General features: G+C 69.0%; 11 protein-coding genes. 7 read left to right on the top strand and 4 right to left on the bottom strand.

Annotated elements, in window-relative coordinates; translation table 11 throughout:
• Positions 1 to 150: 150 nt before the first annotated feature.
• Together ACFY9N_RS01990 and ACFY9N_RS01995 are read left to right on the top strand one after the other, a co-directional pair.
• Positions 151 to 537, top strand: coding sequence for a hypothetical protein (locus ACFY9N_RS01990; protein ID WP_391476581.1), 387 nt, complete (start codon positions 151 to 153; stop codon positions 535 to 537).
• Between the two features lie 4 nt (positions 538 to 541).
• Positions 542 to 1,351 carry a nitroreductase family protein gene (locus ACFY9N_RS01995; protein WP_391476583.1) on the top strand — a complete coding sequence of 270 codons (810 nt, stop codon included), beginning with the start codon at positions 542 to 544 and terminating at the stop codon, positions 1,349 to 1,351.
• On the opposite strand, the gene ACFY9N_RS02000 is transcribed toward ACFY9N_RS01995, so the two are convergent.
• Positions 1,352 to 2,881 carry an FAD-dependent oxidoreductase gene (locus ACFY9N_RS02000; RefSeq protein ID WP_391476584.1) on the bottom strand — a complete coding sequence of 510 codons (1,530 nt, stop codon included), beginning with the start codon at positions 2,879 to 2,881 and terminating at the stop codon, positions 1,352 to 1,354.
• A gap of 88 nt (positions 2,882 to 2,969) precedes the next feature.
• Between ACFY9N_RS02000 and ACFY9N_RS02005 the strand changes: the two genes are divergently transcribed.
• The 4 genes from ACFY9N_RS02005 to ACFY9N_RS02020 all read left to right on the top strand — a co-directional run bounded on the left by ACFY9N_RS02005 (position 2,970) and on the right by ACFY9N_RS02020 (position 7,774).
• A complete protein-coding gene (locus tag ACFY9N_RS02005; protein ID WP_391476585.1) occupies positions 2,970 to 3,353 on the top strand; it encodes a fluoride efflux transporter FluC in 384 nt (127 codons plus the stop codon).
• On the top strand, positions 3,350 to 3,712 hold the full coding sequence (locus ACFY9N_RS02010; RefSeq protein WP_391476587.1) for a fluoride efflux transporter FluC: 363 nt from the start codon (positions 3,350 to 3,352) through the stop codon (positions 3,710 to 3,712). The genes ACFY9N_RS02005 and ACFY9N_RS02010 overlap by 4 nt, the downstream gene beginning before the upstream one ends.
• A gap of 167 nt (positions 3,713 to 3,879) precedes the next feature.
• Positions 3,880 to 4,506, top strand: a complete 627-nt coding sequence (locus ACFY9N_RS02015; RefSeq protein ID WP_391476588.1) for a TetR/AcrR family transcriptional regulator — start codon at positions 3,880 to 3,882, stop codon at positions 4,504 to 4,506.
• 10 nt (positions 4,507 to 4,516) lie between these two features.
• Positions 4,517 to 7,774, top strand: a complete 3,258-nt coding sequence (locus tag ACFY9N_RS02020; protein WP_391476589.1) for an efflux RND transporter permease subunit — start codon at positions 4,517 to 4,519, stop codon at positions 7,772 to 7,774.
• A gap of 81 nt (positions 7,775 to 7,855) precedes the next feature.
• Here ACFY9N_RS02020 and ACFY9N_RS02025 read toward each other — a convergent pair whose 3' ends face one another.
• A complete protein-coding gene (locus ACFY9N_RS02025; RefSeq protein WP_391476590.1) occupies positions 7,856 to 8,743 on the bottom strand; it encodes an aldose 1-epimerase family protein in 888 nt (295 codons plus the stop codon).
• A gap of 255 nt (positions 8,744 to 8,998) precedes the next feature.
• Here ACFY9N_RS02025 and ACFY9N_RS02030 point away from each other — a divergent pair, with 255 nt between their 5' ends.
• The gene (locus ACFY9N_RS02030) at positions 8,999 to 11,152 is read left to right on the top strand and encodes a DEAD/DEAH box helicase (RefSeq protein ID WP_391476592.1); all 2,154 of its coding nucleotides are present in this window, start codon (positions 8,999 to 9,001) and stop codon (positions 11,150 to 11,152) included.
• A gap of 223 nt (positions 11,153 to 11,375) precedes the next feature.
• On the opposite strand, the gene ACFY9N_RS02035 is transcribed toward ACFY9N_RS02030, so the two are convergent.
• Together ACFY9N_RS02035 and ACFY9N_RS02040 are read right to left on the bottom strand one after the other, a co-directional pair.
• Complete coding sequence (locus tag ACFY9N_RS02035; RefSeq protein ID WP_391476593.1) at positions 11,376 to 11,915, bottom strand: YaeQ family protein; 540 nt, start codon at positions 11,913 to 11,915, stop codon at positions 11,376 to 11,378.
• A gap of 60 nt (positions 11,916 to 11,975) precedes the next feature.
• The gene (locus ACFY9N_RS02040) at positions 11,976 to 14,138 is read right to left on the bottom strand and encodes an intein-containing Rv2578c family radical SAM protein (RefSeq protein WP_391476594.1); all 2,163 of its coding nucleotides are present in this window, start codon (positions 14,136 to 14,138) and stop codon (positions 11,976 to 11,978) included.
• Between the last annotated feature and the right edge of the window lie 54 nt (positions 14,139 to 14,192).

Below are 14,192 nucleotides of genomic sequence, written 5' to 3' on the forward strand. Positions count from 1 at the left end.
CCTTCGACAGGCTCAGGGACCCACGGTTGCCCAGCGGCGGGCGAACCACCCCCTTGCGTACGAGCCACCCCTCTGGGGGCCGTACCCAAGGGGGTGTTTCGCCCGCAAGGGGGTGGCTCGGCGGGGGAGGGGGAGGCGTAGGGTCAGGGCATGACGTGGACGAGCAGGCGACGGCGACCAACGGATGCCGCGCCGCTGTTCGTCGCCGCGGCATCCGCGTACGGGGCCAACGTCGCGCTCGGCACCGCGGTCGCCGCGAGGGTGATCGACACGCGGAACTTCCGATGGGTGCACCACGCCCTCTACATCGCGACGTGCGTCACGACCGGTCTCGCCGTCAGCGCGGCGGTCTGGGCGCGTCCGCGCCGAGCGAGTCGCCGGGCCGCCCTCGCCCTGCTCCCCGCCGCTGCGCCGCTCGCCGCCATCCCGTATCTCGGCACGCACAGCCGAAGGCATCCGCTCGTCGCAGTGGTCGCCGCCCCCTTCATCGTCGCGGGCGTCGTGTGCGCGCGCGTGCCGTCCGCCGACCGGAAGTGACCCCATGGAACTGCTCGACGCCATCCGCCGCCGCAAGACCACGAACGGCGGGTTCCTGCCCGACCCGGTGAGCGAGGAGCACCAGCGCATCCTGCTCGAAGCCGCGGGCCGCGCGCCCTCGCAGCTGAACAGCCAGCCGTGGCGGTTCGTCGTGATCGAGAACCCCGACACCATCGCGCAGATCTCGCGCATCTCCGGCGAGAGCATGACCGAGGCGATGTCGAACGGCACGTTCTTCGAGCGCTACAAGCCGTACTTCCGGTTCAGTCAGTCCGAGATGGACGAGAAGCGCAGCGGGATGCTGTTCGACAAACTGCCCGCCGCGCTGCGCCCCTTCACGAGCCAGGTGTTCACCAAGCGCGGTCAGAAGCTCATGAACACGTTCGGGGTGCCGAAGACGCTCGGCGAGGAGAACCGCAAGCTCGTCGCGGGGTCGCCCCTGCTGCTGGGCGTGATGCTCGACCGCAGCGAGTACCGGCCCGGACAGCTCTCGTCGTTCTACTCGGTGTTCAGCATGGGCGCCGCGATGGAGAACATCTGGTTGACGACCGTCGAGCTCGGCATGGGCATCCAGTTCATCTCGTTCCCGATGGAGGTGCCCGGCAAGTGGGACGAGATCGTGAACCTGCTGCGCGTGCCCGACGACCTCGAACTCATGGCCGTGTACCGGCTCGGGTACCTGCCGCCCGAGCAGCGGCGCCCGGCGATCGACTGGTCGAGCAGCCAGCGCAAGCTCGCCTCGCAGTACGTCTTCCGCGAGGACTGCGAGACGCCGCAGCAGGGGTGGGATGCCGCGCCTCCGCACGCCGACTGATCAGCGTCGTCCGGTGCGGGGGAGCTCCTTCAGATCCTTGAGCGCCGGGCCCTCGATGCGCGTGCCGTCGGGCGCGAAGCGCGAGGCGTGCAGCGGGCAGTCCCACGTGCACTCCGCGTCGTTCCACGCGAGAACCCCGCCCAGATGCGGGCAGATGGCATCGACCGCACGGGTGACGCCGTCGACCGTCGAGACGCCGACCGGCAGACCCGCGCGGTTCGCGACGACCCCCTCGCCCTCGGCCGGCCGCGCCACGGGAACCGGTCGGGCCTCGGCATCCGTCCATCCCGCGGTCGCCGCGGCGCCGACCTTCATCCCCTCCTGAGCGCCCTTCGCGAGATCGGCCGGCACGGTCATGCGCGTGCCGATCGTGGTCATCCAGTGCGGGCGTTCGCGCCACGGGGTGCCGAGGATCTCGGAGGCCAGACGGATGCCGGCGGCCGGGGCGTTCGACAGACCCCACTTGGCGTACCCCGTCGCGAAGCGGATGCGGCCGAGACCGCGAGGCATCGCCCCGACGAAGGGGATCTGGTTGTGCGACCGGTAGTCCTGCGCCGACCAGCGATGGGTCTCCTCGGCGCCGGGGAAATGCTGCTGCGTCCAGGTGACGAGATCGTCGACCGCCGCCTCTTCGCCGTCGGAGCGGCCGACCGGGTGCCCGTTGCCGCCGACGATGAGTTGGGCGACCTCGCCCGGGCCGTCGGCCGGCGCCACGGGGCGGATCGACCTGCTCGGCGAATCCACCGACAGGAAGGTCTCGACAGGCACCTCGCCGGGGACGCGGAACGAGACGCAGTACGAGCGCAGGCCGCTCGTCTTCGCGAAGTACAGACCGCGGTCGAGGATGGCGCTGCCGGTCGCAAGCACGATGTGGCGCGCGAACAGCGGCCCGACGGCCGTCTGCACGCGCGGGGTGGGGAGAGCGCGCGCCCCGGTCACTCGGGTGCCGGTGTGCAGTGTGCCGCCCGACTCCACGAATGCGCGCGCGAGGGCGTAGGTGATCAGTACCGGATCGATCGTCACCTGGTCATCGAGGGCGACGGCGCCGAGCACGGGGAACGGTGTCTCGGGAAGAGCGCTGCCCGTGAGCATCCGCGTCGGCAGGCCCGCCTCTTGCGCGGCGTCGTGCACGCGCGCCAGCGAGTGCAGCCCCTCGTTCGTCTGCGCGTAGGAGTGGTCGGGGCGGCGGAGGTACGGCACGGCGGCGCCATCGGCGAACGCGGTGAGCCAGTCCATGCCGGCGCGGTTCGAATCGACGTAGGCGCGCAGCAACGACGCGGGGTGGTGCCGGCGGATCTCGGCGAGGCGCTGCCCCTGCAGGAGCGACAGCTTGCCCGTGTTGCCGCCGGTCGCGAGCTGCGCCACCTCGCCGGATTCGACGACGGCGACATCGAGGCCCGCGCGAATGAGCATGACCGCGGTCGTGAGTCCTGTCAGGCCCGCGCCGACGACCACCACGTCGTGGTGGGTTCCCGGCTCGAACGGCGTGCCGGAGGGGGCGGGGGAGGCAAGCTTCCACAGGGGATCCATGGGCGCCAGTCAACGCCGCGCTCGGGCGTGCGCCCAACGCCTTGACAAGTGCGCGGGGCGCTGTCACACGAGGAGTAGCGTGAGACGCATGACCCTCCGCCGCGTGCTCCTCGTCGCGGCGGGCGGCACCCTCGGCACCGCCGCGCGGCTCGCGCTCGGCCTGCTGCTGCCGGACGAGGGCTTTCCCACCGCGATCCTGATCGCGAACATCGTCGGCGCGCTGTTGATCGGCGTGCTCGCGGCACGGCTGCCGTCGTCGAGCGAGGTACGACTGCTGCTCGGCACCGGAGTGCTGGGCGGCTTCACGACGTACAGCGCATTCATGACGGGAACGCTGGCGCTGTGGGCGGATGCTCCGCTCATCGGTGCCGCGTACGCTGCAGGGTCGCTCGTGCTCGGCCTCGCCGCTGCCGCGCTGGGCCTGCGGCTCGGTCGGTCGAGGGGCGCGTCGCGACCGGGAGGTGCCCGATGAGTCCGCTGCTGTTCCTGGGCGCCGCTCTCGCCGGAGGGCTCGGTGCCGTGCTGCGCTACCTCGTCGACCTCGGCGTCGCGCGGTTCGCGGGCAAGCGGTTCCCCTGGGGCATCCTGCTCGTCAACACCTCGGGGACGTTCGCGCTGGGTCTCGTGACCGCTGCGCTTCCGGAGGGGGCGTTCGTGCTCGGTGCCGGGCTACTCGGTGGGTATACGACCTTCAGCACCGCGATGCTCGACACGGTCGCGCTCTGGCGTGACGGCGCCCGCCGCGCATCCGCTTTCAACGCGATCGGGATGCTGCTGCTGGGCCTGCTCGCCGCAGGCGCCGGGCTCGCCCTCGGGGCTGCCCTCGGCTGAGCCGGCCCCGCGCCTCCGGCCTCCGGTATCCGTTTCGAATCGCTTGAATTGCAGTTCTGGGTGGACGAAAACGACGAAGCAAGCGATTCGAAAGCCGGGGCGCTCCCAGCGACTTCTCAAACCGAAAATGTACAAATGTACATGTACGTACGTACGGGAGGACTCCGATGGTGACGAAGACGCGGCGCAGACGCGACCCTGAGGCGCGCCGTCGCGAGATCGTCGAAGCGGCCGCCGAGCTGATCGTCGAGGTCGGCGTCGACGCCCTCACGCACCGAAAGGTCGCCGCCCGGGCCTGCGTTCCGCTCGGTGCGACCACCCAGTACTTCGACACCCTCGACGACCTGCGCGACGCCGCGCTCGGATTCCTCGTGCGCGAGATCGAGGCGCGAGTCGAGGTGACCCGTCAAGCCGTGGAGGCGGTCGGCGTCACGCCCGAGGGCCTCGCCCGGCTGATCACCGAGAGCCTCGCCGACGCTCGTGCCCGCGAGACCGACCGAGCCGTCGTGACCGCCGCAGTGCACGACCCGCGCGTGCGGGAACTGGCCAAACGCTGGTCCGACCAGGTGGTCGAGTTCATCGCCCCCGTTCACGGTCTGGACCGCGCCAGGGCAGCAGCCGTCTTCATCGACGGCATACTCTGGCACGCCAACCTCAGCGACGATCCCCTCGAAGAACGTCTCATCCGAGACGGCCTCACCGGGATACTCACTCCGCACAGCACAGCATCCGCAGCATCCGAACCACGCACAGCACCCGCAGCATCACCCGCATCCGCACCGACAGCATCCTGAGGAAGCAACCTTGTCGAAACTCGCCGTCCTGAGCCTGAAGAACCGCGCGCTCATCGCCCTGATCACGATCGTCGCCGCGGTCTTCGGTGGTCTCGCGCTCACCAACCTCAAGCAGGAACTCATCCCCTCGCTCGAGCTGCCCGCGCTCGTCGTGATGACCACCTACCCTGGCGCCTCGCCCGAGGTCGTCGAGAACGACGTCTCGACGCCGATCGAGGCCGCGATCCAGGGCGTGCCCGACCTCGAGTCGACCACCGCCACGAGCACCACGAACGCCTCGATCATTCAGGCGAGCTTCACCTACGGTACGAACCTCGCGACCGCCGAGCAGAAGATGCAGCAGGCGATCAACCGGATCTCGTCGACGCTGCCCGAAGACATCGACCCGCAGGTGCTCGCCATCTCGATCAACGACTTGCCGGTGATCCAGGTCGCCGTGTCGGGCTTCGACGATGCCGACAACGCACAGGCCGAGCTCGAGACCGTCGCGATCCCCGAGCTCGAAGACGTCGACGGCGTCAACGCCGCCGAGATCGTGGGTGGGGTCGGCCAGCGCATCACCATCACGCCGGATGTCGCGGCGCTCGCCGCCGCCGGGCAGAGCACGCAGGCGATCAGCGACGCGCTCGAGCAGAACGGCACGCTGTTCCCCGGAGGTGACATCACCGAGAACGGTGAGACGCTCACGGTGCAGACCGGCGCGAAGATCGCCTCGGTCGACGAGATCTCAGCGCTGCCGCTCGTCGGTACCGACCTCACGATCGGTGACGTCGCGACCGTCGTGCAGGAGTCCGACCCGATCAGCTCGATCTCGCGTGTCGACGGCGAGGACGCGCTGTCGATCTCGATCACTAAGCTGCCCGCCGCGAACACCGTCGAGGTGTCGGCCGGGGTCATCGCCGCGCTGGACGAGATCGGCGAGGCCTTCCCGGATGCCACGTTCACGGTGATCTTCGACCAGGCGCCCTTCATCGAGCAGTCGATCGAGACGCTCGCGGTCGAGGGCCTTCTCGGGCTCGTCATGGCCGTGCTCGTCATCCTGCTGTTCCTGATGTCGGTGCGCTCGACGCTCGTCACCGCCATCTCGATCCCGACCTCGGTGCTCGTGACCTTCATCGGTCTGCAGGCGTTCGGTTACTCGCTGAACATCCTCACCCTCGGCGCGCTGACGATCGCGATCGGCCGTGTGGTCGACGACTCGATCGTCGTGATCGAGAACATCAAGAGGCACTACGTCGGCGACGCCGACAAGGGCGATGCGATCAAGCTGGCGGTGCGCGAGGTCGCGATGGCGATCACGGCATCCACCATCACCACGGTCGCCGTCTTCCTGCCGATCGTCTTCGTCGGCGACATGGTCGGCGAGCTCTTCCGTCCGTTCGCGATGACCGTGTCGATCGCGATGATCGCCTCGCTGCTGGTGTCGCTCACGATCGTCCCCGTGCTCGCGTACTGGTTCCTCAAGCCTGGCAAGCCGCTGCTCGACGCGAACGGCGTCGCGATCGATCCCGAGCACCAGGATGCCCCGCCCACCCGTCTGCAGAAGGCGTACCGACCGATCCTCGGATGGACGCTCAAGCACTCGGGTGTCACGGTCGTGCTCGCTGTGGTCGTGCTCGGTGCGACGCTCGCCGCCGCTCCGTTCATGAAGCAGAACTTCCTCGGCGACTCCGGTCAGAACACCATGACCATCACGCAGGACCTCGGCCCGACGGCCAGCCTCGAGACCAAGTCGGATGCCGCGATCAAGGTGGAGGACGCGCTCAGCGGCATCGACGGCATCGAGCACGTGCAGGCCTCGATCGGATCGAGCGGATCGTCGGTTCGCGACGCCTTCTCGGGCGGATCGTCGGGCGTCACCTACTCGGTGCTCACCGACGAGAGCGCCGACCAGGAGAAGCTGCGCGCCGAGGTGCAGGACGCGATCGACGGCCTGTCGGACGTGGGCGAGGTCTCGGTGGCCTCGTCGGCCGGCTTCGGCTCGAGCGACATCGAGATCACGGTCTCGGCGTCGAACGGCGACGACCTCTCGACCGCCACCACCGCGGTCATGGACGAGCTCGACGGACGCGACGGCATCGGCCAGGTGAGCGACAACCTCGCCGCGGCTCTGCCGTACATCGCCGTGGTCGTCGACCGCGAGGCCGCCGCCCAGCGCGGGCTCTCGGAGGTCGCCGTCGGTGCGATCGTCTCGAACACGATGCGCCCGCAGCAGCTCGGATCCGTCGAGATCGACGACACCGCGCTCACCGTGTACCTCGTCACCCCCGAGCCGCCGACCACGGTCGAGGCTCTGCGCGAGCTCACGATCCCGACCCCGCTCGGTGTCGTCGCGCTCAGTGACATCGCCACGGTCGAGCAGCGCAACGGTCCCACCTCGATCACCACCGAGCAGGGACAGCGCACCGCCACGATCACCGTGCCGCCGGCATCCGACGACCTGGCCGTGGCGACGGCATCCGTCACCGCCGCGCTCGACGCGGTCGACCTGCCCGCCGGTGCGTCGGCCGAGATCGGTGGCGTCGCCTCGCAGCAGGCCGACTCGTTCTCGCAGCTCGGACTGGCCATGCTCGCCGCGATCCTCATCGTCTACGTGGTGATGGTCGCGACGTTCAAGTCGCTGCGTCAGCCGCTGCTGCTGCTCGTGTCGGTGCCGTTCGCGGCGACCGGTGCGATCCTGCTGCAGATCATCACGGGTGTGCCGCTCGGCGTCGCCTCGCTGATCGGTGTGCTGATGCTCATCGGCATCGTGGTGACGAACGCGATCGTGCTCGTCGACCTCGTCAATCAGTATCGCGAGAAGGGTCTATCGACGATCGCCGCCGTGCAGGCCGGATCCGAGAAGCGTCTGCGGCCGATCCTCATGACCGCGCTCGCGACGATCCTCGCCCTCACCCCGATGGCGCTCGGCATCACGGGCCACGGCGGGTTCATCTCGCAGCCGCTCGCGATCGTCGTGATCGGCGGACTCATCTCGTCGACCGTGCTCACCCTGATCGTGCTGCCGACGCTGTACAACCTCGTCGAGGGTGCGAAGGAGCGGCGCCAGGCCCGCAAGGGCGGAGGAACGGATGCCGCGGAGACGGGTTCCGATCCGGATGCGCCCGAGGGGCCGGACGCGGGATCGACCGATGCCGCAGGCTCGGTGGATCCGGCTGCTGCGGCGGCGCCGGTCGAGCTCACCGAAGCCGAGGCGTCCGTCGTGGCGCACGGTCCGTCGCTGAGCCGGCGCGAACTGCGCGAGCGCCCCTGGCTGTCGCAGGACTGACAACCGGTTTCGAATTGCTCACTTCGCCGTTCCCGCCATCGGAAAACGACGAAGTGAGCGATTCGAACGCCGGGGTGGGGGTCAGCCCAGGGCGATGCCCCAGGACAGCGTCCAGGTCTCGCCGGGGGCGAGGCGACGGATGCCGAGGCCGCTGTTGAACGCGTCGGCGGGCGCGGTCATCGGCTCGATCGCGACGACCAGGTCGTGGCCGGGGTAGTTCCTCGCCGTGTAGACCTGCACGTAGTCGAAGCCCTCGCCCTGCCAGAGCGTGAGGCGGCGGCCGTCGGGGGCGGTCAGCGAGTGCCGAACGCGGCCGTCGGGGTCGCGGGCCAGATCGGTGAAGCCCGTGTCGAGCCGGGCATCGCCCAGGCGGATGCCGTCGCGCAGCGCCGCCTCGACCGGACGGGTGCCGGTGGGGAGCATCCGCTCGTCGGTCTCGAACGCGGTCGATGCCGGCACGCGCAGCACCAGGTCGTGCGCGTCGACGTCGCCGATCGTCACGTACGGGTGGGTTCCGAGGGCGACGGGGGCTGCGGCATCCGATCGATTCGTCAGCGTGTGCGTCACCGTGACGCCGTCGTCGGTGAGGGCGTAGGCGACCGAGGTCTCGACGAGGTACGGGTAACCGGTCTGCGGCACGATCGTCGCACGCAGCGTGGCCGCGGCATCCGTCTGCTCGATCTCATAGGCGGTGAACCGCAGGAGTCCGTGGCTGGCGTTGCCGAGCTTCGGCTCGGTGATCGCGAGCTGCCGGGCGGTGTCATCGTCGGTCCAGCGGCCATCGCGGATGCGGTTGGGCCAGGGTGCGAGCACGACACCCGAGCATCCCGGAGTCGGCTGGTCGAGCGGATACGGGGAGATCAGATCGACGTCGCCGATGCGCAGTTCGCGCAGCGAGGCGCCGACCTGGGCGATCTGCGCCGTGACGTCGCCGCGACGGAGAGAGACCTGGATACCGGTGGGATTCACTCCGCCATCGTATGGCCGCCGGGGAGTCTCTCAGGTGCGGCCGGTATGCTGGAGGAGTCGGCTTCGGACACCCGCGCAGTGCGCGGACGTTTTATGTGTTGAAGTGTGAGTCCAGGGGCCGATGGTGAGCGTCCATCGACGCGCATTCAACCATCACATGAATGGCCCCGGCCCTCGAGCGTCCGGCACCCCTGATCCACGGGTGCTTTTCCGCGTGCGCCGTGCTGTTCTCGTGCGAGAACGAAAGACACACACATGCCCAAGAACAAGAAGCCCCAGGGCGGACGAGCCGCTCGCAACTTCGAGCCGCGCTACGGCGCGAACAAGACCTCCTTCCACGATCGTCACCACGGTGGTTCGTCGCGTGACGGTGGCCGCGACGAACGCGGTGGACGATCGGATGCCGGCGACCGCCGCTTCTCGTCGGCCGGCTACGACCGTCGCCCGGGCAGCCGCAGCGCCGGTCACCGCGGATACCGTCCCGCCGAGGCCGAGTCGGGTGCTCCGAAGCAGCGCTGGGACGCGCAGCAGCGCGCCGGCCGCGACGAGGCCCGCAGCATCCGCAACCGCGCCGAGTCCGGCCGCCGCGAGGCGCCGCACCGCCGCGACGAGCGCTCCCGTTTCGAGGGCGGTTCTGAGCGTCCCCGCTACAACGACCGCCCGTCGGCGGGCCGTCGTTTCGACGACCGTCCGCGTCGCGACGACCGTGGGGGCGCCGAGCGTCCCCGGTACAACGACCGCGGTGTCGAGCGTCCTCGGTTCAACGACCGTGCCGGTGACCGCCCGCGGTTCGATCGTGACGAGCGTCCGCGTCGTGACGACCGTGGCGGCGACCGCCCTCGGTTCAACGACCGCGGCAACGACCGCCCTCGGTACGACCGCGACGAGCGTCCGCGTCGTGACGACCGTGGCGGCGACCGTCCCCGGTTCAACGACCGCGCGGCATCCGACCGTCCCGAGCGTTCCTACGACGCCGACCGCGCGCGCCGCGCCTTCGACCGCGACCGCACGCAGCGTTCCTATGACGCTCCGGGCGAGCGCAGCCGTCCGTCGACCGGCGGCGCGTACCGCACCGAGCGTCCGCGCCGCGACGGCGGTCGTGACGCGCGCCCGAACCGCAGCGACTGGAACGCGAAGCCGAAGGCGGCCTTCGAGCCGACCGACGATGTCGTGCACGAGCGCCTCGAGGCGAAGTCCGTCGCCGCCGTCGAGGTCGACGGTGTGACCTTCGCCGACCTCGGTCTCGGGTCGAACATCGTCGAGACCCTCGCGAACATGGGCGCGGCGACGCCGTTCCCGATCCAGGCGGCCAGCATCCCGGCCGTTCTCGAAGGGCGCGACGTTCTCGCCCGCGGCCGCACCGGCTCGGGCAAGACCATCGCGTTCGGTGCCCCGCTCGTCGAGCGTGTGCTGCGGTCGCAGGCCGGCAAGCGCCGCGAGTTCGGACGCTCGCCGCGCGCGATCATCCTCGCTCCGACGCGCGAGCTCGCGCTGCAGATCGACCGCACGATCCAGCCGATCGCCCGTAGCGTCGGCCTCTTCACCACGCAGATCTACGGTGGCGTGCCGCAGGGCCGCCAGGTGGGTGCGCTCAAGAAGGGCGTCGACATCGTGATCGGCACCCCCGGTCGTATCGAGGACCTCGTCAACCAGGGCAAGCTCGACCTCTCGGACTGCCGCATCGCGGTGCTCGACGAGGCCGACCACATGTGCGAGCTCGGGTTCGTCGAGCCGGTGCAGCGCATTCTGCGTCACACCGCCGACGGCAGCCAGAAGCTGCTCTTCTCGGCCACGCTCGACCGTGAGGTCGCGGCTCTCGTCGACGAGTTCCTCGTCGACCCGGCCGTCTACGAGGTCGCCGGTGAAGACCAGGACTCGGGCACGATCGAGCACCGTGTGCTCGTGATCGAGCACCGCGACAAGGCCGACATCCTCACGTCGCTCGTCGACCGTGAGGGCAAGACGCTGGTCTTCGCCCGCACCCGTGCCTACGCCGAGATGCTCGCCGAGCAGTTCGACGACGCCGGCATCCCCGCCGTCTCGCTGCACGGAGACCTGAACCAGGCCAAGCGCACGCGCAACCTCGAGCGCCTGAGCTCGGGTCGCGTGAACGTGCTCGTCGCCACGGATGTCGCCGCCCGCGGCATCCACGTCGATGACATCGATCTGGTCGTGCAGGCCGACGCCCCCGACGAGTACAAGACGTACCTGCACCGTTCGGGTCGAACGGGCCGCGCCGGTCGCTCGGGTCGTGTCGTCACGCTCATCACGCGTCAGCGTCAGCGTCGCATGACCGAGCTGCTCGACCGCGCCGAGATCGACGCGCCGTTCGAGAACGCCCGCATCGACGACGACCTGATCGAGGAGATCGCCGGTCGCGTGCCCACCGCCGAGGCGCTCACCCGCTGAGGCTGAGGTGCGCGGGCTGAGCCTCGCGGGCTGAGGGGTCACGAAAGGCCGGGTCGGAGGCATCCGACCCGGCCTTTTTCGACCCCTCGGGCGGGCGGGCGCGCGCACGTTCGGGAGGAGAACTCGCACTTCGCAGGAGCGGATCCGCGGATGCTTCCTGCGGAACGCGAGAACTCCTCCGCAGGGCGCGTGCGGGAGCGCGTGCGGGTGGTGCGCGGGCGACCTATCCGAGCCCGTGCTCGTGGATCGTGGTCGTGAGGTTCGTGCCGTTGAGGTCGAGGTAGAGGACCTGCTCGGTCACGGTGAGGGTGAGGGTGTTGCGGCGTTCGATGTGCGGCGTGACCTGGTCGATGAATCCGGGGTCGAAGCTGAAGACGCGCAGGTCCTCGGAGCGGTGGATGCGCTTGCCGGCCCAGGGGAGCATGACCTTCTCCGGGTCGCGGTGCGTGTAGACGACGGTGCGCTCTGCGAGGCGGCTGCCGTAGTGCAGGCGTTCGGCGTCGGGGGCGCCGACCTCGATCCAGGCGGTGATCGCGCCGGTGAGATCGCGCACGAGCACGGCGGGTTCGTCGGTCTTCGAGATGCCCTCGCTGAACCCGATGCCCTCGGTGAACTCGAGGCCATAGGCGAGGATGCGCGTGATCATGTACGCATCGGTCTCGGACGGATGCTTCGCTACCCGCAGCGAGTAGTCCTCGTAGACCCCGCGGTCGGTGTCTGCGAGCTGCACGTCGAAGGTGTGGATGGTGGAGCCGGTCGCCATAGTCATCGAGCCTACGGGCCTGCGGCCTTCTCCCCGACCAGCGGATGCCGCCGCCCGCCTTCAGAACAACATGGGCTGCGCGGGTGCTGACGTCGCCGAACCGGTGGTGCGGAACGTGACGGCCGGGCTCGGACGGCCGGCGTTCGGCATCCCGTTCTGCACGCCGTCTTGCCGCCAGATCGACTCGACATGCCCCTGCCCGGAACGTGATCCGCGCCGCGGGTAATCGTCTTCATGGCGTGCGTCGAGACCGTGCACGCGGATCAGCGGCTTGACGCGCTTGGCCAACCACTGCCGGTAGGGCTTGGGCGCCTCGACCGAGGCGCCGGGGTAGAGCCCGCGGTACGACGAGACGAGGTCGGGCCGGTGCTCGGCGAGCCACTGGAAGAACCACGGCTTCACTCCCGGCCGCAGGTGCAGGGCGCCGTAGATGACGGTGCGCGCGCCCGCTTCTTTGATGCGCACGAGCGCGCCGTCGATGGCCGCGAGCGAGTCGGTCATGTGCGGCATGATGGGCATCAGGAAGACGGTCACGGGGAAGCCGGCATCCGACAGGGCCTTCACCGTGTCGAGCCTCGCCTGCGTACTCGGGGTTCCCGGTTCGATCGCCTTCTGCAGCGCGTCGTCGTACATCGCGATCGACATCTGGACGTCGACCGGCACGCGCTGCGCCGCCTTCACGAGCAGGGGGATGTCGCGCCGGATCAACGTGCCCTTGGTGAGGATCGAGATCGGCGTGCCCGATGCGGCGAGGGTCTCGATAATCCCGGGCATGAGCTTGTAGCGCCCCTCGGCCCGCTGATACGGGTCGGTGTTCGTGCCGAGTGCCACCGTCTCGTGTTGCCAGCTGCCCTTGCGCAGCTCGCGCTCGAGCACGTCGACGACGTTCACCTTGACCACGATCTGCGAATCGAAGTCGGATCCGCCGTCGAGGTCGAGATACTCGTGGGTTCCGCGGGCGAAGCAGTTGTGACTGATCACACCGTTCGCGACGAAGTCGCCCGTTCCGGTCGTTATGTCGAGAAGATCCTGTTCCTCGCCGAGGGCTTCGATCGACACGACCCGAAGATCCGATGCCGTCTTTACCGCGGTTCCGATGATGTCGAGCTTTCTCGTGATGGCAGGTGAAGCGATCGCGAAGAACCTCTGGCGACTGGGGAGCCCGCCCGTCACGCGCACGCTGCGGACTCCATTCGCGCGGGCACCCTCGACGGTGTGGGGGATGTCGAAAGCGCGCATGCCTTCCTCGATCAGACGGATGAGGTCGGGATCGCCGTTCGAGATGCGGAGTATTCCGCGCGAACAACTTCCTTCCGCATCGAAGATGCCGCCGAGGAATCCAGCGAACCAGCTCTCGCTCGGTTTCTCCGGCGAGAGGATGAGCTGCTCGATCCGCTCGACTCCCGCGCGAGCAGCTGTGTGGATTGCGTTCGCCGCGCTCCGAGTCTCGGTTTGCGCGGCGAACGGTCTGGTCCTGGTCGGCACATCCTCAGTGTCGAGGAACTCCCGCGTGCGGTCGAGAGCTTCCGGATCGATCAACGCCAGGCGGAACATGTTGATCGTTCGCGCCCTCTCCGGACTGGGGTATGTGCCGTGGAAGATCATTCCGTCCCCACGGATCATCCCGGCCAGATAGCCGCGTCGATACTCGACGCTCCTCTGGTCGATGTTCGCCCCGGCAGGCCCGATTCCGAACCCCAGCATCCGGTTGTTCGTGGTCAGATGCGGTCGCTGACCGGACTCCGCATCGATGACGTACTTCCAGCCCCTGTCCGTCAAGAAGCGGTGATCACCGCTCGCGACAAGCTCGGTGCCGTCGGCGAGCGTGACCCGATAAGCCGCTTTGTGCGTCGACCACTTGGCTTTGATCTCCGTGCGCACGTAGCGGCGGTAGGCACCGTCGCGCTCGGTGCCGATGATCTGGTCGCCGATCTCCAGATCACGCAGAGGGCGCTGTCTCCCGTCCACACAGAGGATGAGCGTGTCGGGGGAGACGCAGTAGACGCACGCATGACTGCATCCGCGATACGGGTTGATCGTCCAGGCGAACGGCATGCGCGACGCCCCCGGAACATGGTTCAGCGCCGACTTCGACAGCACCTCGTGGAAGGTCATGCCGGCGAACTCGGGGGTCGTCACCGACCGCAGCACGCTCGACCGGTGTTCGAGACCGGGGAGTGCCGCGGCATCCGTCTCTCCGACCGTTTGTCCCTGCCATCGCATACGCTCATTCGAACATGCATCCGAAGTTAACGCAAGCGAGGTTCGAAGAAAATG

Origin of the sequence: Microbacterium sp. NPDC008134 (assembly GCF_042957055.1) — a bacterium.
Lineage (GTDB): Bacteria > Actinomycetota > Actinomycetes > Actinomycetales > Microbacteriaceae > Microbacterium.

What these genes read in the sequence shown, in the direction of transcription:
- ACFY9N_RS01995 (WP_391476583.1), top strand. Translation starts at nt 542, where the DNA reads ATGGAACTGCTCGACGCCATCCGCCGCCGCAAGACCACGAACGGCGGG.
- ACFY9N_RS02000 (WP_391476584.1), bottom strand. Translation starts at nt 2,881, where the DNA reads ATGGATCCCCTGTGGAAGCTTGCCTCCCCCGCCCCCTCCGGCACGCCG.
- ACFY9N_RS02035 (WP_391476593.1), bottom strand. Translation starts at nt 11,915, where the DNA reads ATGGCGACCGGCTCCACCATCCACACCTTCGACGTGCAGCTCGCAGAC.
- ACFY9N_RS02015 (WP_391476588.1), top strand. Translation starts at nt 3,880, where the DNA reads ATGGTGACGAAGACGCGGCGCAGACGCGACCCTGAGGCGCGCCGTCGC.
- ACFY9N_RS01990 (WP_391476581.1), top strand. Translation starts at nt 151, where the DNA reads ATGACGTGGACGAGCAGGCGACGGCGACCAACGGATGCCGCGCCGCTG.
- ACFY9N_RS02005 (WP_391476585.1), top strand. Translation starts at nt 2,970, where the DNA reads ATGACCCTCCGCCGCGTGCTCCTCGTCGCGGCGGGCGGCACCCTCGGC.
- ACFY9N_RS02030 (WP_391476592.1), top strand. Translation starts at nt 8,999, where the DNA reads ATGCCCAAGAACAAGAAGCCCCAGGGCGGACGAGCCGCTCGCAACTTC.
- ACFY9N_RS02040 (WP_391476594.1), bottom strand. Translation starts at nt 14,138, where the DNA reads ATGCGATGGCAGGGACAAACGGTCGGAGAGACGGATGCCGCGGCACTC.
- ACFY9N_RS02010 (WP_391476587.1), top strand. Translation starts at nt 3,350, where the DNA reads ATGAGTCCGCTGCTGTTCCTGGGCGCCGCTCTCGCCGGAGGGCTCGGT.